The 20,586-nt window shown below is 37.0% G+C and carries 18 protein-coding genes; 5 read left to right on the top strand and 13 right to left on the bottom strand.

The features are described from left to right. Window positions 1-21: 21 nt before the first annotated feature. The 6 genes from J0L69_04650 to J0L69_04625 form a co-directional block, all read right to left on the bottom strand. Entirely contained in the window at window positions 22-1,131 is a 1,110-nt protein-coding gene (locus J0L69_04650) for an efflux RND transporter periplasmic adaptor subunit (GenBank protein MBN8692461.1), read from the bottom strand. Between the two features lie 123 nt (window positions 1,132-1,254). Continuing rightward, on the bottom strand, window positions 1,255-1,929 hold the full coding sequence (locus J0L69_04645; protein MBN8692460.1) for an ABC transporter ATP-binding protein: 675 nt from the start codon (window positions 1,927-1,929) through the stop codon (window positions 1,255-1,257). Then, entirely contained in the window at window positions 1,929-3,191 is a 1,263-nt protein-coding gene (locus J0L69_04640) for an ABC transporter permease (protein MBN8692459.1), read from the bottom strand. Before J0L69_04640 ends, J0L69_04645 begins: the two co-directional genes overlap by 1 nt. Next, entirely contained in the window at window positions 3,192-4,295 is a 1,104-nt protein-coding gene (locus J0L69_04635) for an efflux RND transporter periplasmic adaptor subunit (GenBank protein ID MBN8692458.1), read from the bottom strand. Between the two features lie 30 nt (window positions 4,296-4,325). Further along, window positions 4,326-5,669 (bottom strand): TolC family protein, encoded by a 1,344-nt coding sequence (locus tag J0L69_04630; GenBank protein MBN8692457.1) that lies wholly within the window; start codon window positions 5,667-5,669, stop codon window positions 4,326-4,328. 14 nt (window positions 5,670-5,683) lie between these two features. Further along, window positions 5,684-6,298 carry a TetR/AcrR family transcriptional regulator gene (locus tag J0L69_04625; GenBank protein MBN8692456.1) on the bottom strand — a complete coding sequence of 205 codons (615 nt, stop codon included), beginning with the start codon at window positions 6,296-6,298 and terminating at the stop codon, window positions 5,684-5,686. 88 nt (window positions 6,299-6,386) lie between these two features. On the opposite strand from J0L69_04625, the gene J0L69_04620 reads away from it, so the two are divergent. Continuing rightward, a complete protein-coding gene (locus J0L69_04620) occupies window positions 6,387-7,259 on the top strand; it encodes a M23 family metallopeptidase (protein MBN8692455.1) in 873 nt (290 codons plus the stop codon). 494 nt (window positions 7,260-7,753) lie between these two features. Here J0L69_04620 and J0L69_04615 read toward each other — a convergent pair whose 3' ends face one another. From J0L69_04615 to J0L69_04605, 3 genes are read right to left on the bottom strand one after another with little or no spacing between them, the layout of a single operon-like run. Then, window positions 7,754-8,173, bottom strand: a complete 420-nt coding sequence (locus J0L69_04615; GenBank protein MBN8692454.1) for an acyl-CoA thioesterase — start codon at window positions 8,171-8,173, stop codon at window positions 7,754-7,756. Then, a complete protein-coding gene (gene gatC / locus J0L69_04610; GenBank protein ID MBN8692453.1) occupies window positions 8,173-8,475 on the bottom strand; it encodes an Asp-tRNA(Asn)/Glu-tRNA(Gln) amidotransferase subunit GatC in 303 nt (100 codons plus the stop codon). The genes J0L69_04615 and gatC overlap by 1 nt, the downstream gene beginning before the upstream one ends. Beyond that, the gene (locus J0L69_04605; protein ID MBN8692452.1) at window positions 8,459-9,211 is read right to left on the bottom strand and encodes a 1-acyl-sn-glycerol-3-phosphate acyltransferase; all 753 of its coding nucleotides are present in this window, start codon (window positions 9,209-9,211) and stop codon (window positions 8,459-8,461) included. The genes gatC and J0L69_04605 overlap by 17 nt, the downstream gene beginning before the upstream one ends. Before the next feature lie 81 nt (window positions 9,212-9,292). Here J0L69_04605 and trpS point away from each other — a divergent pair, with 81 nt between their 5' ends. Then, complete coding sequence (trpS, locus tag J0L69_04600; GenBank protein MBN8692451.1) at window positions 9,293-10,267, top strand: tryptophan--tRNA ligase; 975 nt, start codon at window positions 9,293-9,295, stop codon at window positions 10,265-10,267. On the opposite strand, the gene J0L69_04595 is transcribed toward trpS, so the two are convergent. Both J0L69_04595 and J0L69_04590 read right to left on the bottom strand, forming a co-directional pair. After that, on the bottom strand, window positions 10,264-11,289 hold the full coding sequence (locus J0L69_04595) for a T9SS type A sorting domain-containing protein (GenBank protein MBN8692450.1): 1,026 nt from the start codon (window positions 11,287-11,289) through the stop codon (window positions 10,264-10,266). The genes trpS and J0L69_04595 overlap by 4 nt on opposite strands. 70 nt (window positions 11,290-11,359) lie before the next feature. Beyond that, window positions 11,360-13,174 carry an ATP-binding cassette domain-containing protein gene (locus tag J0L69_04590; GenBank protein ID MBN8692449.1) on the bottom strand — a complete coding sequence of 605 codons (1,815 nt, stop codon included), beginning with the start codon at window positions 13,172-13,174 and terminating at the stop codon, window positions 11,360-11,362. A 209-nt stretch (window positions 13,175-13,383) separates the two neighbouring features. Between J0L69_04590 and rpmH the strand changes: the two genes are divergently transcribed. Next, window positions 13,384-13,545, top strand: coding sequence for a 50S ribosomal protein L34 (gene rpmH, locus J0L69_04585; protein MBN8692448.1), 162 nt, complete (start codon window positions 13,384-13,386; stop codon window positions 13,543-13,545). Between the two features lie 98 nt (window positions 13,546-13,643). Here rpmH and J0L69_04580 read toward each other — a convergent pair whose 3' ends face one another. Then, a complete protein-coding gene (locus J0L69_04580) occupies window positions 13,644-15,041 on the bottom strand; it encodes an arginine decarboxylase (protein MBN8692447.1) in 1,398 nt (465 codons plus the stop codon). A gap of 95 nt (window positions 15,042-15,136) precedes the next feature. Here J0L69_04580 and rocF point away from each other — a divergent pair, with 95 nt between their 5' ends. Beyond that, window positions 15,137-16,090, top strand: a complete 954-nt coding sequence (gene rocF / locus J0L69_04575) for an arginase (GenBank protein MBN8692446.1) — start codon at window positions 15,137-15,139, stop codon at window positions 16,088-16,090. Between the two features lie 43 nt (window positions 16,091-16,133). Next, window positions 16,134-16,910 carry a 2-(1,2-epoxy-1,2-dihydrophenyl)acetyl-CoA isomerase gene (locus J0L69_04570; protein MBN8692445.1) on the top strand — a complete coding sequence of 259 codons (777 nt, stop codon included), beginning with the start codon at window positions 16,134-16,136 and terminating at the stop codon, window positions 16,908-16,910. A gap of 70 nt (window positions 16,911-16,980) precedes the next feature. Here the strand turns inward: J0L69_04570 and J0L69_04565 are convergent, their stop codons facing one another. Next, entirely contained in the window at window positions 16,981-20,499 is a 3,519-nt protein-coding gene (locus J0L69_04565) for a gliding motility-associated C-terminal domain-containing protein (protein MBN8692444.1), read from the bottom strand. Window positions 20,500-20,586: the final 87 nt, after the last annotated feature.

Here is a 20,586-nt window from a genome sequence, read left to right as displayed (position 1 = left end):
TATTATTTAAGCAGTCGTCAATTATTTATTATAAACTACTTTATCTCCTTCGTTCACGTTTTCAAAACCAAGTGTAACCAGTAAGTCACCAGCTGCTAAACCTTCTTTTACTTCCACTTTTCCATTATACTCGCGACCCGTTTTAATTACTGATTTTACTGCTTTATCATCCTTTACAACATAAACATATCTTTCGCCTGTCGTTGAATTTTGAATCACACGAACCGGAATTACTACAACTGGTTGCGGAGAAACATAATCATTAATTTTTAAGCGAGTTACCATATTTGGATGGTATTCCTTTTTGTTATCCAACAATACTTCAGCGGTAAATGTGCGTGACATTGGATTAATTGCGCGAGAAGCATAATTAACTTTCGACTCAAGTGAATCATTTAAGTCAGGGAAATAAATTTTTGCGATATCATTTTTCTTTACTCTTCCCGCGTATGATTCAGCTAACTCTGCTTTTACCTTCAAATTCGCGAAATTGATAACACGAATCGCAGGAATACCCGGAGCAATCGCGTTTCCAACTTTGATGTCAACCGCATCTACTGTTCCATCAATAGGAGAAATAATTTTTGACATACGTAATTGTTCCTGCAATGTTGCCATTTTCTTCTCTAAGCTTTCCTTATTGGTTTTTGCTTGTAAAAACTGAACTTCTGTTCCGATTTTTTGTTCCCAAAGATTTTTTTGCTTTTCATACAACTGATTCACTAAATCCATGTTCGTCTGTAAATCAGAAATGCTTTGTTGAATAGCGCGGCTGTCAGTTTCAGCTAAAACCTGCCCTTTTGAAACCTCATCACCCACTTTTACACTGATTTTTGTAACTGTACCCGGCATTTCACTCGATAAGGAAACATTTTCATCTGCATCCACTTTACCTTGCACATCGATGTACGTTGAGAAAATTTCAGGACTTACAGTTAAAACCTCTACCAAATTAGATTTTACCTCCACAGAATCTCCCATATCCTTCTTGATTTCAGCTTCCAAAGTTTCGATTTGCTTGGTTAACTTTTCATGCTCAGCTTTCAACGTTTCCAATTGAGTCTTCTTATCAGGTTGCGAACAAGAAGCAATCATAGCTGTAATCGCCATTAATAAAACAACTTTTTTCATTTTTATAGATTTTATATTTATTATCGTTTTTTTCATATGTAGATATTTTTTAAAGGTCTTATGGTTTAGCTATGTTACTTTCTACTTTTGTTTGTATCTAAGTACATGAATATTCCATAATTCTCAATTTACCACTTCACCGTCGTGAAGCCTTATTATTCTGTCTGTTTTGTTTGCAAAATTGTTATCGTGTGTTACTATTAAAATTGTTTGTTGATATTTCTCTTTCAGTTCCTTTAAAATTTCAAATACTATATCTGCATTCTTCGAATCAAGATTTCCGGTTGGCTCATCACCAAAAATTATTTTCGGTTCGTTAATTAAAGCTCTTGCAATGGCTGCACGTTGTTGTTGTCCACCCGAAAGTTTGTTTGCTTTTTTCAGCGCCTGATCCTCCAATCCCAACATTCTTAATTTGCTCATGGCGTTCTCCTCAATTTGTTTTTGATCGAGTTTGGCTAATTTCAAAGCGGGTAACATTACATTTTCTAAAACAGTGAACTCAGGGAGTAAATAATGAAACTGAAAAACGAATCCGATTTTTTCATTTCGTATTTCCGCCAAATCGTTTTTACTTTTTAAGCTTAAATCTTCGCCATCCAAAAATAAATGTCCTTTGTATTGAGTATCCAACGTACTTAATACATAGAGTAAAGTTGATTTTCCGCTACCCGAAGAACCCATAATAGAAGCAAATTGTCCCTTTGGAATTTGTAAATCAACATTCTTCAACGCCTGAAACTCCACAGGGTCGTAAAAGAATTTTGATAATTGTTTTGTTTCCAAAATAGCTTCCATTACTTACTTCTTATTATATCCACCGGGTCAATTTTACTCGCTTTACGAGCCGGCATATATCCTGCTATTGCCGTAACAATCATTCCAAACACAAAAGCGAAAGCGAAAAAATATGGTGACTGATTAAATTGTAAATGTTCCATGGCTACAAATCCTTTTACGTTCATTCGTATGCTTCCTACAATTTCCTGCAAGGTAAAACCAAGAAGTAATCCCAGTATGCCTCCAAAAAAACCGATTATTAAAGACTCCGATAAAAAAATAGTCCTGATATCTCGGTCTTTATAACCAATAGCTTTTAGGATGGCGATATCCTGCATCTTTTCATAAATAATCATCATCAAAATATTAAAGATGCCGAAGCCCGATACGACTAGAATTGAAAGAATAACCAAAACTGTAATCATGTTTTGAATTTTGAATACACCAAAAATATTCGCGTTCGCATCCTTCCAGTTTTGTGCCGGAAAACCATAACGATTTGTAAACTCTTTAGAAAGTTGCTCCGCTTTATCTATGTTTTTAAGTTTAATATTAATATCGGTGAGATAAGATCCATCCACTTGCAACAACTGCTGTGCGCTTCTTAAGTTCACGAATGCGCGTGTTTTATCTACCTCAACAATTCCTGAACGATGAATTCCAACCACCTTTAAAATCAGTTCAACACCTTTAGGGGAAACCACTGTGATGTTATCGCCCAGTTTTGCACCCAACAATTCAGCTAAGCCAATTCCGAGGATTAAACCATTAGGCGTATTTTGCAAATTGAGAATATTTCCTTCCACAGTATTTTCAGAAAGATCAAACAGCAAATTCTCCTTCTCAATATTAACACCTGAAACTCTTCCGGAAGATTGTGCAATACCCAAACGGAAAATAGCTTGCGAGCCTAAGAAAGGCGACACTCCTGCTATCTCAGGATGTTGTTCCAGTTGCTTAATTATTTGATAGCCGTTCTTAACCTTTGGTTGCTCATCCTTAACTTTTTGATTCCGGATAACAACCCACTCATTTTCTTTTTTGCCGGCATTTTCTAAAATACTGTGACGATCTTTGTCGGGCTCGTTATAAATACGAATGTTTGCAGTTGTATTTATGGTTTGTTCAATAAACACCGTTTGAAAACCGGACATTAAACCTGCCTGAAAAATAAAAATAGCAATGCCAAAAGTTACACCCAGCATAGCAACAATCGTTTGCCGTTTTTTAGACAACAAATGAATCAATGCTATTTTAATATTTGGTGACTTTGCTTTCATTTACTTTACAGGATTCTCAAGAATATCTGATTCAGACAATCCAGATAATACCTCAACAAATTCTAAATCTTCAATACCCTTTTTAATAACGATAGGCTCTTCCTTGCCCTTTACTTTTACTTTATTAAAGTCAAAAACATATTCACGCGGAATCACCAAAACATTGGCTCTTTTCTCAATGATAATATTTGCTTCCACTGACATGCCTGAATAGACTTTATGTTCAGGATGAAATGAAATAGTAGAAAGCACTTTAGCTGTTTTATTAATAGGATTTATACTTAAATAATTTTCTACTACTTCACCTTCAAACTTCTCGTTATTCTTGAATGCGTCTGCTTCATAAATAATTTTTTGTCCGGCCTTTACAAGCTCAACATCCGTTTCATCAATATTTAATTCAACTTCAAATCCATCGGTTCTTCCGATTTCCATCAGCATACGTTGTTGATTTACCAACTCGCCAATTTTTACATCCACATTAAACACTTTACCACTTTGTTCAGCTATAATGACAAAATCACTTTTTGACGACAATTGCGTTTCGTAATTAATTCGCGCGTTTTGCGCTTCGACAGAAGCCTTATCTGCAATATTATTCAACGCATCAGTAGCCTTGTAATAATTTGCCTTTGATATTTCATACTGCACCTTAGCCTGATCAAATTGTAATTGTGTGGTTGCGTTTTCCTTTATTAATTGAGAAAAGCGAACAAAATTTAATGAATCTAGCTTAAGCTTTGTAGCTGCAGCGTTTAAATCATTCTGATAAATACTGATGTAATCTGAATTACTCCCTGCATTTTTTTGCGCCAGGTTCATCAAATTTTTGGCCGACTCTGCCGCAAAATCAACCTGATCGTTTCGAATAGCAATAAGCGTATCTCCTTTTTTAATTAAATCTCCAGGCTTTACATAAATAGCTTTCACGTAACCAGGGTACTTGGCTTGTAACTTATAATAACCAACCGGGAAAACTTTTCCGGAAGCATACACTGCTTGTACCAAATCCTTCTTAACAGGACTAACGGTTTTATGCCCCCCTCCACAGGAAACTAAAAGCATCGCTGTGATTAAAATTGCAAGGTTAATTATAAATTTCATTTGGCTTGTTTTATTTTAACACTAAGTGCCTTACTTTATATTTCCAAGTGCTTTGTCTAAATCAGCTTTTGCGATAATTAAATCATATACGGCGTTTAGATAATTCGTTTCGGCTTCTTTAAGTGATGTTTCCGCAGTTACTACTTCGAGATTTGAACCTACACCCGCTTCATACTTCTTTTTAGCAGTTTCAAAAATGGAAGTAGCTAATTCTCGATTTTTCTTTTGGGTTAATAAGGAAGCGAAGGCGTTTTTATAGGAGATGGATGCAATATTCACTTCCAGTTCGATGGCCGACTTTAAATTCATTAATGAATTATTCGTTTTAGCTAAGTTCACTTGCGCTTGCTTTACTTTATAATATCTTTGTCCGCCACTGAAAATTGGAACATTCATTGTTACACCAAACAAACCGATTGGGTACCATTTCTGATCGAAATCCAAAAAATCAAACTTCGAGCGTTGCGCTTGTTGTAAGTAGGAAGCATAGGCCGCCAAGGTAGGAAGATACTGTAACTTGTACCTTTTTAATTCTAGTTTATTTAATTTCTCCTGGCTTTGTAATAAGGCATATTCCTGACGTGCTTCATAATTCACTTTTGTATCGCTAAGCAATTCTATGTCTTGCAATTGATCGGCTTTAATTTCGTCGGTTAAATTAATAGGTTGTTTTAAATCGTAACCCATTTGAAATTTTAATAAGGTTTCAGATACACCTACTAAACGTTCGATTTTTTCCTTTTCAATTGTTAGATTATTGTAAGCAAGCTCTAAACGATCGACATCAATTTTCTCTACGAAACCATTTTGATTCAATGCCTTTGTATCATCAAATAATTTCTTTAGACGAACAATGTTTGCATCTAAAGTCTTTAAGCGTTCTCGATTAATTAAAGTAGTGTAATACGCTTTTGTAATGGTAACAATAGTTTCAACTTTTGTTCTTGATAAATTTTTCTCCGATAAAATCTTTAACTCTTTTGCGGCTTTTAATCCGACAATATAATCGCTGCTAAATAACAATTGAGAAATTGTACCACCGGCTTGCATGTTATATTGCACACCAAACTTTACAGGAATAAACGTTCCGGGAGGCGCACCGAAAAACTGACCAGGTAATAAAGAGGTTGGTAACTCAAAGTAATCTTTGTAATCAACGCTTCCGCTAATTTGCGGTAAGCCTATACCTGTAATTTCTTTGCGTTTATACTCATTCATTTTCACATCCAACTCGGCATTTAAATAATTCGCGTTATGCTTAATGGCATAATCGATAGCCGCTTGCAATGAAAAATCGGCGGGTTGTGCGGTTTGTGAATTGGCACTTAAAGCCATCACTAAAACCGCTACTGTTGTTTTTAATTTATTAAACATGCTATTCATAAATATTATTCGTCTTCGTTTAATTCTTTGTATTTATTAATTAGTTTATGTCCCTTTAATATGCAAACCCCGTATAAAAAATGTTCGGCCAGTGAAAGTTGCACATCCACTACATTAAATTTATCAGGTGGATAAATATTAGGATTAAAAGCCATTTCAATTTCTTCCATTCTTAACCTTGCCAAAACTTTTACGTTTACGTCTTGGCGAACAAGTCCATCCTTTTTTCCTTTTTCCAAACTTGACTCCACCATTTTCTGAACAAAATTTGTTTTAAAGTCCTTTATCAGTTTCCAAGTTTGAGGATAATAGCGTTGAAGTTCATAAAACATAAGTGGATTTACTTTTCCAAAAATTTCAGCCATTCGTTTCATCATTTCAAAAACCTCTTCAACTACATTTCCGGTTTCTTCATGAATCATACGAAACGCGCATTGATGATTATCAACATCACATTTCATAAGGCTATGAATTATCTCCTCCTTTTCTTTAAAGTACTGATAAATGGTTTTTTTAGACATACCAAGATTTTTGGCTATATCATCCATGGTCACACTTCTGATACCATACTTAAAAAATAGTTCTTGTGCGCCTTTAAGTATTTTTTCTTCGGGAGTCATCTTTTAAAATTCGGGTACAAAACTATGGAAACTATTTTCGTCTTGCAAGTTTCTTAAAGAAAAAGATATTTTTCTGATATTTGAGCCATTGGCAGAAAAGAAACATAGCCGCTGGAAGCTTCTTACCGATCAGTTAAAGAACAAGTATCGTCTTGTAATACTGAACGATACAACATTTGGAGAGAAGTTTTCGCTACGACTTTCACCTTTAGGTTTAATAATAGCCATTAGTGCTGTAACCATTATTATGACCACTTTGGTGATTAGTTTAGTGGCTTTTACATCCCTACGCGAGTATATTCCGGGCTATGGCGACGTAGCAGAACGCAAAAGTTTGTTAAATCTTAGCCTTAAGGCCGACTCTATCGAGCAATCTGTTGCCGCACGGGATTGGTATATTAAAAACCTCGTGAATGTTTTGGAAGGGAAGACGGAAGGTAAACCGGAAAAACCAACGAAAGATACCAGTGGTAAATTTCAAAAGGTAAATACAAAACCAAGTGAGAGTGATGTGCAGTTTAGAAAAGATGTAGAGAATGAACCTGCCTCTTTACAGTTTGCAGGAACTACTGTTAAAAAAAATGCCTTGGCACAGTATTTATTTTTCTGTCCGGTAAAAGGAATAATCACTACTTCTTTAAATGCATCCGAAGAACATTACGGTGTTGATGTGGTAGCAAAGAAAGACGAACTGATTAAATCTACGCTCGACGGAACGGTAATTTACGTGGGCTTTACTCCTGCCGACGGACATATTATTCACATACAACACGACAATAATTTAATTAGCATTTATAAGCACAATTCTGAAGTTTTAAAAAAGATGGGCGAGCGTGTTCAATCCGGTGAGCCTATTGCAGTAATTGGAAATTCAGGAGAAACAAGTAAGGGACCGCATCTTCATTTCGAGTTATGGCATAACGGTCTGCCCATTAACCCCGAAGAGTTTATTGTGTTCTAGCAACGACTACTTATTGAACATTTTTCATTTTTTGTTATATGTTAATTATTTCAACATTAAACATATAACACTTAACAAGAAATGATTAAGTGTAAATAAAAATCTCAACATTCTCCATGGTGAGTTTTGGTGTCTTCGTGCATTAGTGGCAAAAAAAAGGTAACGCCACCAAATCCAAAAACACAAAAACCCTGAGTTTAGCTTGAAGTACTTTGCTAGGGTTGAAATTTAATTTTAACCTCAACCAAGCCTAATACGCAGAAACAGATTTATCGCTATCGCTCGAAATGACACGCTACTAAAAAACATAAACTTCTCTACGGTAATGTTAGTCACGAATGACACAAATATTCACGAATTGATTGGCGGAATTTGTGCCTCAGATAACACGGATTTTTATACCACTTATATTGCCACCAAATCACAAAAACACAAAACAGCGTATGTAATTTGGTGAGTTTTGGTGTCTTCGTGCTTTAGTGGCTGAAAAATATTTACAATAATCCCACTTTTTTCTTCCAGGCTTCGAAGTAAGGCGGATTGGTGATATACAATTCTTTTGTAACGGGATTCATAAATACTTGCGTGGTTTGTCCTTCACAGGCTAAATAACCATGCTTTGCACTGTAAATCTTAAAATTGAAAATTATTTTTGCCGCCGCTGAATTAACGAATACTGTTTCAATAATGGCCGAATCGCCGTATTCTAATGGTCTTTTATATTGCGCTTGAACATCTACAATCGGAACGGCTAATCCATCCGCATCATATACATCCAGATAAGTTAATCCGTATTCTCTTCCAAAAGCTTCGCGCCCGTCTTCAAAAAATTTAACGTAATGTCCGTGCCATACCACACGTAAGGAATCTACTTCGCTAAAACGAATCGGAACTTCTGTTTTATTAGTAAGCATTATTGATTTTGATCAATCACCTTAGGAACTTTGAAGTAATCGGAGTCGCGCTTCGGTGCATTCTTTAAGGCTTCATCCTGTGTAAGTGTTACTTTCACATCATCTTCACGTAACACGTTTTTTTCATCGGTCATGTAAATTAATGGCTCTACTTTATCCGTATCCAGTTCATTTAATTTGTCAACGAAAGCTAACATGCGGTTCATGTCGTTCAAAATTTCGCCCTTCGCTTCATCGTTAAATTCTAAACGAGCTAAGTGCGCAATTTCATCCACCATTTTAATATCAATCTTCTGTGCCATAATATTTATCTAATTCGGTTTTTATAAATTCATGAACCTGTGTACGCAAATCTACTAAATTTTCTTCTGTCATCCCTTTAGTAGAAATGGGTGCACCTACAATAACCCTGGCAATCCCCGGACGTCCATTGGCTTTAAAAAAACCTCCGTTCTGTAACAATTGCCAGTTATTAATGTTCACGACAGGTATAATCGGTACTTGTTTTTCGATAGCCAGTTTAAACGCGCCGTTTTTAAAATTTCGCAGTTTCCCTTCGTTAGAAATGGTGCCTTCTGGATAAATAACCATGCCAAAGCCTTGCTCAATTTTCTCTCCCGCTTGTTGCAAAGCCCTATGCGAACCTGTATTGCTTTTTCGATTAACAGGAATATCCATGTATTTAAAAAACTTTCCGAATAAAGGTGCTTTTAAAAGCTCCACCTTCCCCATAAACAAAGCCGTATGTTTCATGTAAAACACGCTCAAACAAATATCGAGATATGATGTGTGATTAGATACCACAACACATTTGTGCGGCCATTTAAATTTCTTTCTATACTTGATTACAGGAATAATACCCGCAAAAAGAACAATTAAAAATGCCCATACTTTTTTGAGAGCATACGCAAACCTCAACTGTTTTGTGATGAAAGCAATATAAAACAGTGGGTATAGGATTAAGAAAGGAATTGAAAAACACAAGATAAACCACACTTTCCAAAGCGGCATAAGGGTGTATTGATAAAGTGTTTTCATTGATAAAATTCAAAAGGCTAAGTTACTAAATTAATGTCAATGCCGGTTTATACAGGTAAAATTGTATTTTTACAGTCAATTATGGCACGCATATTAACAGGCATACAAAGTACCAATGTTCCGCATTTAGGAAACATATTAGGTGCTATTTTACCGGCAATCGAATTAAGTAAAAATCCTAAAAATGAATCTTTATTCTTTATTGCCGATTTGCATACTTTAACCTCGGTGAAAGATCCGCAGTTTATTATTAATAGTACAAAAGCGGTTGCTGCAACTTGGTTAGCTTTTGGGTTCGATACTACTAAAAACATGTTTTACCGCCAGAGTCGTGTTACGGAAGTGTGTGAATTAACCTGGTATTTGAATTGCTTTACGCCATACCCGATGTTAGCAAACGCGCATTCGTTTAAAGACAAGAGCAATCGTTTAGCTGATGTGAATTCAGGATTGTTTACTTATCCGGTTTTAATGGCTGCAGATATTATTTTGTATGATGCGAATTTTGTGCCGGTGGGGAAAGATCAATTGCAACATTTGGAAATGACGCGTGATATTGCAAGCGCGTTTAATAATAAATTAGGCAAAGAAATTTTCGTGATTCCGGAAGCATTAATTGATGAGCGTGTAATGATAGTACCGGGTACCGACGGACAAAAAATGAGTAAGTCGTACAACAACTTCATTAATATTTTCCTTCCGGAGAAAGAATTGAAAAAAGTGGTGGGCGGAATTGTAACAGACAGTACACCATTGGAAGAGCCGAAAAATCCTGACACGTGTAACGTATTTAAATTATATCAATTATTAGGAAGCGCCGAACAAACAGAAAGTCTCCGACAAAATTATGTAAAGGGTGGCTTTGGTTATGGCCATGCAAAAAATGCTTTGTTTGAATTGATATTGGAAAAATTTGGCGAGCAACGCCAATTATTCAATGAGTTGATGAGTCATCCTACGAAACTGGAAGAAGAGTTAAGCATTGGAGAAAACAAAGCCAAAAAAATAGCTCAAGAAAAATTAGCGATCGTGAGAAAAGAATTAGGGTTTGCTTAATGTTGGATTACAATTTTCTTTGTGATTATTGCTTCACTTGAAACTATCTGCAAATTATAAATCCCGTTACTTAAGGCGCTCACATCTATTTGATTAGTGCAGCTAGTCCTTAATACTATTTCACCTAAACTATTTATTATAGAAATTTCAAAATTTTGAGAATAATTATCCGGCGGAATCACGCTTACTGATTTATTTGCCGGGTTGGGATAAATTGAAATATCAGCTTTGTTATACTCTTGTATTCCGATGCAGGCATCCACAGTAACAGTTATAGCAGCCGATTTTATACATCCCACTCCGTTTGTACCATTAACTGTGTAACTGGTCGTTAAAGTTGGATTAACAACAATTGCACTGTTTGTTGAAACTGTGGACCAAGTATATGTAGTCATTCCGCTGGCAATTAATGTAGCCGTTTCACCAACACACAATATTGTATTGGTAGTACTAATTTGAATATCTGGAAATGCATTACATTTTTTTTCAATTACAATCGATTTAATCTTGATTGTGGTACTGGCATCCAATAATATCCAACCATATAGAGTATCATTTGGATAAATTTTTCTAAATCCTAAATAATTATTATTTGTCTTAAATGAACCATACTGAACATTACCGGGGCCCCAGGGTGGTGGTGGTCCTGAAAAACTGTAGTAAAGCGAGATGGTATAATTTTTCCAATTATATAGATTACTAACCGTTGCGCCTATTGGAATTGTATCTGCATATGAACTGTTTGATATATATGCGTACTCTATATTACTCAATGATAAAACTGATTTTGTAAAACTACTGTGAGATGGAGAACTAGAATGAGCATAAAGAAATCTCACATCGCTCACATTATCAGCATCAATATCAATGTCACAACTTGTCGTAGCCTTAGCAACAAAAGGCATTAAAGTGTCTTTAATATTATTGTAAAAAATGGTCGTAGAAATTGTATCTCCGGTTACAACCCCTTGAGAAAAAGTATAAAATGGTAAAAGAAAAAATATGCAGAGTCGCTTTAGCACCGGTGTCAATTTATTACCCTAAAGTTAAATAAAGTTCGCTAGAATACGAATGATTTAAGTCAGGAAAAAACTAATCCTTCACCCACTCTAATTGCATTTTGTTCAGCTTGTAGTAAAAGCCGTTTTCATTGGCGATTAAGTCGTGGTGCGTACCGGTTTCTTTTACTTCCCCTTTGTGTAACACCACAATCTTGTCGGCATTTTTAATGGTAGATAAGCGGTGTGCAATTACAATGGATGTACGTCCAACCATTAATTTATCTAAAGCTTCTTGCACTAATCTTTCGCTTTCTGCATCCAAACTGCTCGTAGCTTCATCTAAAATTAAAATGCTTGGGTTCTTCAATACAGCACGCGCAATAGCTACACGCTGTCTTTGTCCGCCTGATAATTGTATACCTCTGTCGCCAACTACCGTTTCAAATTTTTCAGGGAAGCTCATGATGAAATCGTAAGCATTCGCTTTTTTAGCAGCTTCAATAATTTCATCCATGCTGGCATCCGGCTTACCGTACAAAATGTTTTCTTTAATACTTCCTCCGAATAACAATACATCCTGCGGTACAATCGCCATTTGATCACGCAAAGCCGTTAACTCATAGTCGGTCGATTTTTTACCATCGATGGTATAGCTGCCGGCCGTTGGTTCGTAAAAACGCAAAACCATAGAGGCAATGGTTGATTTACCGCTACCGCTGCTTCCTACTAATGCTAATGTTTGTCCCGGTTCAATTTTAAACGATACATCTTTTAATACTTCAAAATCTTTTCGTGTAGGGTAAGTGAAATTGATATTCTTAAATTCAATTTCTCCTTTTAATCTTTCGAGATTAGATTTTTTCTCTTCTAAATTTATTTTTTCAATGTTACCATCAATCAATTCAAAAATACGTTCGTTGGCGCCCATCGCTCGCTGAATGGAAGCAATCTGATCCGGCAATCCACCTAATGAACCTGCCACGAATAAGGAAAGCATCAAAAATTTACCAAACTCTTCCGCTGTAATTTCACCGCTGTTTTTTAATAAGAGCATTCGCCACAAAATAAAAAACACAGCGCCAAAAATAAATGTCACCACAAAAGCAAAAAACGAACCTCTGAAAATTCCGAATTTCAATCCAAACTTTCTTACTTCTTCCGTATTGGCTGTGTAGCGATTAATTTCAAATGTTTCATTGGTGAATGATTTTACATTCGCAATTCCCGTTAATGCTTCGCCAACGATAACATTACTCTGCGCAATTTTATCCTGAAATTGTTTAGAGTATCCTCTGATTTTCTTTCCAAAAACAAGTGCAATAACAATGAGTGGAGGAATGATAATTAAAAAAAGTTGCGCCACTTCCCAAGAGGTGTAATAAATGATAAATACCAATCCACCCAAGCCAACAATACTCTGACGGATTAATTCGGCGATGTTAACTGTAAACGCGTCTGAAACCACATTAATATCAGTTGCAATGCGGCTGCTTAATTCTGCTACTTGATTTTGGGAGAAAAATTCCATTGGCATTTGAATGATGCGTTTAAACGAATCTGTTCTCAAACCTTTTAAAATACTTTCGGTAACCTGTGCAAACATAAATACACGTCCGAATGAAAACACACCTTGTACTACCAAAATCAACAGGAGCATTTGTCCGATGTCGATTAACTCGGTATTCATTTGTTCCACACTTTTTCCGGTTTGTCCGAAATACCCAAACATTTTACCGGAAATTAAAGGGAAGTATAAACCAACACCGGCGGTGCCGAATAAAAAGAACATACCCAACACAAATTTCCATTTGTGCGGACCCAAATAGGAGAATAAGCGTAATGATTTCTTTAAGTTGGCAAGCGTAAATTTGGCCTTCGGTAATTCTTCCTTCTCACTTTTACTCATTCGGTTACCACGGGTACCTGCAGCAGGACTTTTTGCCATATTTGTGTAATTTTAAGAGCTCAAAGGTACCTGATTTTGTTGGCTAAAATCTTAAAATTGATGTTTTTGGATCAATTTTAACGAAATTTGAGTCTTTTGTTTGTGGGAAAGCAAAAACTCTTTATATTTGCAGTCCATTTTAAAAAAAGAACATTTAAAATTTATATACAATGAAACGTACTTTCCAACCATCGCAACGCAAGAGAAGAAATAAGCATGGATTTCGTGAGCGTATGGCAACTGCCAATGGCCGTCGCGTGTTAGCTGCACGTCGTAAAAGAGGTCGTAAAAAATTAACTGTATCTAGCGAAAAGCTACACAAACGTCAGTAAGAATTTGATTTAATATATCAGGTTATAAAAAAACCGCGAGTAGATACTCGCGGTTTTTTATTTTGTCTCCCTTTCCATCCAGGGAAGTATTATCGGGATTAATACCCTAAAATCTTTAACATCGATTTATAGCTTTGTTCTTTGGCGAACAAACGCGTTGTAAATTCACCATCATCTTCCCTATCTATTAATACGTGCTTAGGCGCCGGTATTAAACAATGCTGCGTTCCGCCGTAACCACTTAAAGCTTCCTGGTAGGCACCTGTGTGAAAGAATCCAATATATAAAGGTTGTTTTTCGGTTTTCTCAATCTTAGGTAAGAATACTTGATTGGTGTGCGCCTCACTGTTATAATAGTCCATACTATCGCAGGTTAAGCCACCCAAATTGACCGGAACATACGGCTTATCCCAATGATTAATAGCCATCAAAATAAAACGCTGATTAATCCCCCAGGTATCCGGTAAAGTAGTGATAAAAGAGCTATCAATCATGTACCAGCGTTCGCGGTCGTTTTGCATTTTCTGATCAACAACAGAGTACAAAGTTGCTCCGCTTTCACCTACAGTAAATGAGCCGAATTCAGTAAAAATGTTAGGTTCATCAATCTCATTTTGGACACAAAAGTTCTTAATTTGAGCTACAATCTCCTCAATCATATACTCATAATCGTATTCAAACCCCAAAGAAGTACGAATTGGCATGCCCCCTCCGATGTTTAAAGAGTCAAGGGTTGGACATATCTTCTTTAATTCCAAGTAGATACTTAAACACTTGTTTAATTCGGTCCAATAATAAATAGTATCCTTAATTCCGGTATTGATGAAGAAGTGCAGGAGCTTTAGTTCGAACTTCGGATTACTCTGTATCTTCTCCTTATAGAGGCTCATGATATCAGTGTAGCGAATACCGAGGCGTGATGAATAGAAAGCAAAGGAAGGTTCTTCCTCGGTGCTGATGCGTATCCCGAGCTTGCACTTATCTACCTTCACATGCTTCTTGTAGTAGTCGAATTCATCCAAGTGATCCAGAACCGGAATTACATTAAAATTATCATTAATCAACTCGGTGATATACTGCTTGTACAGAGTGCGTTTATACCCGTTACAAATAATATATGTATCTTTGGTAAGCTTCTTTTTTTTGTATTGCTCTTTGAGTATTTGGATATCATAAGCCGAGGAAGTCTCGATATGAACATCGTTTTTAAGGATTTCATCCAGCACAAACGAAAAATGCGAGCTTTTGGTGCAATAACAATAAATGTATTTGCCTTTATAATCGGCCTTAGCCATTGCGACGTTAAATAAACGTTTCGCTTTTTGAATTTGGCTGCTGATTTTTGGTAAATAAGTAATTTTTAACGGAGTTCCGTATTGCTTGATAATTCCCATTAAAGGTATATCATTGAAATACAATTCGTTATCTTTTACATCAAACCCTTCTTGAGGAAAATTAAAGGTTTGGTGTATTAAATCGGCGTATGCATTATCCATTTTTAAAAGAAGTAAGTGAGTTACTTTGAAAAATTTTGGCTAAAGTAAGTAATTTACTTTAACTGTATGTTAAGAAACTAAAATATATGAAGGCAATGATAAAACCTATCCGCATAGTTGAAGTTAAAAGTGAAATTGGTGCCGGAACGCGTGGTGCCAGTATGGGAATTGACGCTATTAAGATAGCTGCCCTCGATTTCGGGAGTCCCTTTTTTAAAAAATTTAAAACCGTTGAAATTCCGAACGAAAACAACCTGCTTTTAGAGCCGGTTGTAAACGATTATGCTAAGCGTATTAAAGGTATTTACAACCTGAATGAGCGTTTAGCCAAGGAAATTTCAAAAATCCTTACAAAGGATGAGGTTCCAATTGTATTAGCCGGCGATCACAGTTCTGCATTAGGAACCATTTCCGGTATTCGTATGGCTTACCCGCAAAAACGACTTGGTGTAATTTGGATTGATGCACATGCCGATTTGCATAGTCCGTATACAACGCCAAGTGGTAATATGCACGGAATGCCTTTGGCTTGTGTATTAGGAGAAGATAATAAAGACCGTCAGCAAAATAAACCGGATGACGAAACCATAGAGTATTGGGAAAAATTAAAAAACTTAGGCGGCATCATGCCGAAAATTCAACCAAACGATTTAGTATTTGTAGCGCTTCGTGATTATGAACCGCAGGAAGATTATATTATTAAGAAAAATAAAATTCGTGTCTTCAATTTACAAGAGATTCGCAAAAAAGCCGTTGAGCGCGTAGCCATCGAATCACTAAATTATTTGGATCACTGTGATTTAATTTATGTAAGCTTTGATGTGGATAGTATGGATTCACGTATCTCCAGCGGAACAGGAACACCGGTGCCAAATGGTATTACAGAAAAAGAAGCCGGTAACTTGATTTATTATATCATGCGGAGTAAAAAAATCTGCTGCTTCGAAATGGTTGAGATTAATCCAACACTTGATAAAGAAAATTTAATGGCAGAAAATGCTTTTGAAATTTTACAGAAAGCAACTAATCAATTGAGTCACGATTTTTAGTTCTCGACTACGCTCGAACTGACAAAACAATATCTAAACAATTATGAATTTCATCACCTCCGAAAAAAAAGATAAAGTAACGGTTATCACATTAAACCGTGCCGATAAGTTCAACAGTTTCAATCGCGAAATGGCCTTGCAATTACACGCCGCACTCGATGATGCTGAAAATGATAAAGAATGCCGCGCTATTGTATTAACCGGAAACGGAAAAGCGTTTTGTGCCGGACAAGATTTATCGGAAGCAATTGATCCAAATGGTCCGGGTATTAAAAAAATTGTGGATGAACATTACAATCCGATTGTAATGCGTTTGCGTAAAATTGAAAAACCAATTATCGCCGCAGTGAATGGTGTTGCGGCAGGTGCCGGTGCTAACATTGCTTTAGCTTGCGATATTGTTACAGCAACTTCGTCGGCCAGTTTTATTCAGGCATTTAGTAAAATCGGATTAATTCCGGATAGCGGCGGAACTTTTTTCTTACCACGATTAATTGGCTTACAACGTGCATCCGCTTTAATGATTACAGGCGATAAAGTTTCGGCTGCCGATGCTTTACAAATGGGCATGATTTATAAAGTGTTTGAAGATGCCACTTTTATGTCAGACACATTAAAATTCGCTGCAGGTATTGCGGATATGCCAACCAAAGGTATCGGGCTAACGAAACGTTTATTAAACGAAAGTTTTTATAATACTTACGATAAACAAATACAATTTGAAAGTTTTATTCAAACTGAAGCTGCTGCCTCTTATGATTATAATGAAGGTGTAAAAGCGTTTTTAGAAAAACGTAAACCTGAATTTAAAGGCGAGTAATATTTAAAATTCCATTCAACAAAAAAGCCACTCAAATTGAGTGGCTTTTTTTATTTATCATTAATACTTATTATCGAATCAATGTTACATGTCCTTTGTATTCGTGTGCTTTACCAAACACATCTTTCACGTTGATTAACCAAGTGTAGGTTCCTTGCTCTACAGATTTATCACCTCTACCCTGGTAACGTCCATCCCATGACTCTTCAAACTTCTTAGTTGTGAAGATTCTCTCACCCCAACGATCGAAAATTTGCAATTGATATTCTACAATACCAAATCCTTTTGGCTGGAATACATCGTTTAATCCATCCGCATTTGGTGTAAACGCATTCGGAACATAGATTCCGAAATCTTCACCAACTACTAATGGTCTTACAATTGTATCCATACAACCGTGATCACTTTTTACTACTAAGGCTACAGCGTAAGTTCCTGCTTCGGTATACAAGAAAGTTGGGTTTTGCATGTTCGATGTATACTGCGCTGTATTCATAAAGAACCAATTCCAGCTTACAATGTTTGCGCTGTGTGAAGCATCCGTAAACACAACATCACCGTCAATATTAATTATTGGCTTAATCGGAGCGTGGTTAAAATCAGCTACCGGATTCGGATAAACTTCTGTTGTATAAGTTGCTTCCGCGCTACAACCATTTTGGTCGGTAACTACGGCAGTAATAGTGTAGATACCCGGAATTTCATAACAGGTTTCAGCGAAATTAATTCCGTTAGCAGAACTTCCGTTACCTAAATTCCAAGCCGCATTTGCAATTCCTGCAGCTGCATTAACTGTATACTGAACGCAAATTGGAGCACAACCTGTGTTTGGTCCTGAAACAATTGAAGGAACTGGTAAAGGATTTACAGTGGCATTAGCTGATGTAGAAGCGGTACAGCCATTCGCATCTGTTACAACTACATTATATGTTCCTGTGTAGTTTGTTGAATTCGCTTGAATAGTTGGGTTAGATACGCTGGCAAAGAATCCGTTCGGACCAGTCCATTGATAATTAACACCGCCTGTTGCATTGAGGTTTAAAATATTATTTACACAAATCGGACTATTAATCATAGCTACCGGCGTAGGTAATGGGTTAACCGTTAGATTACTGAAACCAGTACTCACACATCCATCAGAACTTGTTACAACTACGGTGTATTGTCCTGCATTTGACAAGGAAGCATTTAATACAGATGCATTTTGAGATGCAGAAGTAAATCCACCAGGACCACTCCAGGCATAAGTTGCTCCACCATTTGCGCTTAATGTAGTATTACCATTTTCACAAACCACAGGATTATTCACAGTAACTACAGGTAAAGGATTTACCACAACATTTGTTACTGCACTATTAATACAACCGTTTGCGTCTGTAACAAAAACCGTATACGCACCGCTGTTTGAAACAGCCGAATTAGAGATAGTTGGATTTTGCTGACTAGAAGCATATCCACCCGGTCCGCTCCAAGTATAAGTATTGTAAGCGCCAACATTTAATAATATCGCATCACCTGCGCAATAAGCACCGGTATTAGTTGGGTTTGGAAGCGGCAAGGCGTTAACCGTTACCGAAGTAGATGCCGTAGCAAAACAATTTCCAATTGTAATGGTAACATCATAAGTTCCGCTCATCGCTGTGGTAGAACCGGCAATTGTTGGGTTTTGTAAGTTAGAAGTATACCCACCAGGTCCAGTCCAACTATAAGCTGTACCTGCACCTGCATTTAATTGAATACCTGCACCTGCGCAATATGGCCCCGTATTTGAAGCTGAAGCAGTAGGGGTAGTTACGGTTGCATTCGTGCTTGTTGTGCCTGTACAACCTGCAACAGTTACAGTTAAATTATAAACTCCGGTTGCCGCAGGGGTGGCAGACGTTATAGTAGGATTTTGAACGGCAGATGTAAATCCACCGGGACCACTCCACGAATAAGTTCCGCCACCATTACCGGTAAACGTAAGATTTGAACCGGTACAAATTGGTCCGTTATTCGCAGCAACCGCCACCGGATGCGGATTAATAGTAATCACTGAAGTAGTACTTGCGGTACATCCTGTATTTGTAATGGTATGTCCTACTGTATATGTACCGGGAGCTGTAAAACTAACTGGTCCATAATTATTGGTACTTCCATTAGCCGGTGCACCGACGACAGGATTAAAATCATAGGTATGTGTACCCGTTGCTTGTATTGCATTAAACGTAAATGAATTTCCATTTAAACACTGCGTGTACGTTGGAGTGGTAAACGCAGGGTCGGGAGGCGGAGGCGGCGTGACGACCATCGAGGCCGTTGAGTTACACGTTCCTATCGCTACATTTTGATAGACCGTATATGTTGCTGAACTCGGAAAGACGACAGTGCTTGTTGCCGCAGTTGTTGTATATGATGCAGGTGCACTTGGTCCGACAAATGAAAATGTTTGAACTGCCGGAGCACCTGCTCCTGTATTAGTAAATGTATACGATGTACATGCGTTTGCTGAAGTAAATCCTGAAGCAGGAGGAGGAGTTACTAAGTAGGTTGCTGTTTTTGCTGTTGCAGCACAAGCTGCGAATGGTGTATAATCACAAGTATAAGTTCCAGGAGCAAGTGCTGTAATACAACTGGTTGTTACAACAGGTCCGCTTGGTGGAGTCCAAGTATAGCTTTGCATACCTGCAGGTCCGCACAATGGTCCCGGACAAACAGTACCTGATGGAGTTGCCGACATACAATCTGCATCAATGTAACAATATCCCCAATCGTAATTATAAATACACCAGTTACAATCGATACGAACCGTAATGTTCTGACCGTTATATGGAGAAAGATCCATAGCAATCGTTTGCCAAGGCACATAAGTAACAGGGTAAGATTGATTACCGATATTAACACCATTGAGTGGTGAAGTTTGAGTAGTTCCCGGAGGCATACCTACGAAAGCTCCCGGAGGATTTGCATAATAACAAGAGAAACTAGGACATGATAAAGGTTGATTTGCCGCATTTAAAAATTGGATTTTAAAAATTGCAGCTGCATTTCCCGGGTGAGGGAAATTTAAAATACAAAACGCGAAATGTAATTGAAACTGATTATTAATAGCTGTAACAGGAATAACACGAGAAGCGCTCGCTGTAAAATTTACTTTCCCAGAAATATTATTATCGTTTAGTCGCAATGAAAAATTTCCGCCCGGCTTCACTTTAGGGAAACCTCCAAAAGGATCATTACCCATGGCTGTTGTTTGAATTTGGTTGTCACCGGTTACAGTCCAACCCGAAGTGTTACCTGATTCAAAATCGATATTACTACAACCTGCTGGTTGTGGACCTTGTTGAATCGTGTTATTACCAATTCCTTTTGAAACTGAACCATCAGCATTCACTACTAATGCATTTTGGTGAGCATGAAACTTGCTGTAAACATAAGTACGTTTAGCATGTTCCATAAACTTATACTTCTCAACGGCAGTTTTCATGTGTGAAGCGTGTTCCTGCGCGCCAACGAAATCAAAACCGGCTAAAGAATCAATAGCGTTTTTTTGACCGAAAGAAAAAATCGATAAACCAACCGATAAAAGAGACCAACATAATTTTCTCATGGGATGAATTTTAATAAAGTAAAGGTAGACTATGTATATATCTACCCAAATTACTCACTCATTCAGCCACAAAGCTTACTAAATGAC

Source organism: Bacteroidota bacterium, from assembly GCA_017303905.1.
Lineage (GTDB): Bacteria > Bacteroidota > Bacteroidia > B-17B0 > Aurantibacillaceae > JAHEYG01.
The sequence above is the reverse complement of the archived record's forward strand: the minus strand, read 5'-3'. Positions and strand labels throughout refer to the sequence as shown.

Excerpts from the sequence above, each read along its gene's own strand:
- J0L69_04650 (MBN8692461.1), bottom strand. The coding sequence starts at position 1,131 with ATGAAAAAAGTTGTTTTATTAATGGCGATTACAGCTATGATTGCTTCT.
- J0L69_04645 (MBN8692460.1), bottom strand. The coding sequence starts at position 1,929 with ATGGAAGCTATTTTGGAAACAAAACAATTATCAAAATTCTTTTACGAC.
- J0L69_04640 (MBN8692459.1), bottom strand. The coding sequence starts at position 3,191 with ATGAAAGCAAAGTCACCAAATATTAAAATAGCATTGATTCATTTGTTG.
- J0L69_04635 (MBN8692458.1), bottom strand. The coding sequence starts at position 4,295 with ATGAAATTTATAATTAACCTTGCAATTTTAATCACAGCGATGCTTTTA.
- J0L69_04630 (MBN8692457.1), bottom strand. The coding sequence starts at position 5,669 with ATGTTTAATAAATTAAAAACAACAGTAGCGGTTTTAGTGATGGCTTTA.
- J0L69_04625 (MBN8692456.1), bottom strand. The coding sequence starts at position 6,298 with ATGACTCCCGAAGAAAAAATACTTAAAGGCGCACAAGAACTATTTTTT.
- J0L69_04615 (MBN8692454.1), bottom strand. The coding sequence starts at position 8,173 with ATGCTTACTAATAAAACAGAAGTTCCGATTCGTTTTAGCGAAGTAGAT.
- gatC (MBN8692453.1), bottom strand. The coding sequence starts at position 8,475 with ATGGCACAGAAGATTGATATTAAAATGGTGGATGAAATTGCGCACTTA.
- J0L69_04605 (MBN8692452.1), bottom strand. The coding sequence starts at position 9,211 with ATGAAAACACTTTATCAATACACCCTTATGCCGCTTTGGAAAGTGTGG.
- trpS (MBN8692451.1), top strand. The coding sequence starts at position 9,293 with ATGGCACGCATATTAACAGGCATACAAAGTACCAATGTTCCGCATTTA.
- J0L69_04590 (MBN8692449.1), bottom strand. The coding sequence starts at position 13,174 with ATGAGTAAAAGTGAGAAGGAAGAATTACCGAAGGCCAAATTTACGCTT.
- rpmH (MBN8692448.1), top strand. The coding sequence starts at position 13,384 with ATGAAACGTACTTTCCAACCATCGCAACGCAAGAGAAGAAATAAGCAT.
- J0L69_04580 (MBN8692447.1), bottom strand. The coding sequence starts at position 15,041 with ATGGATAATGCATACGCCGATTTAATACACCAAACCTTTAATTTTCCT.
- rocF (MBN8692446.1), top strand. The coding sequence starts at position 15,137 with ATGATAAAACCTATCCGCATAGTTGAAGTTAAAAGTGAAATTGGTGCC.
- J0L69_04570 (MBN8692445.1), top strand. The coding sequence starts at position 16,134 with ATGAATTTCATCACCTCCGAAAAAAAAGATAAAGTAACGGTTATCACA.
- J0L69_04565 (MBN8692444.1), bottom strand. The coding sequence starts at position 20,499 with ATGAGAAAATTATGTTGGTCTCTTTTATCGGTTGGTTTATCGATTTTT.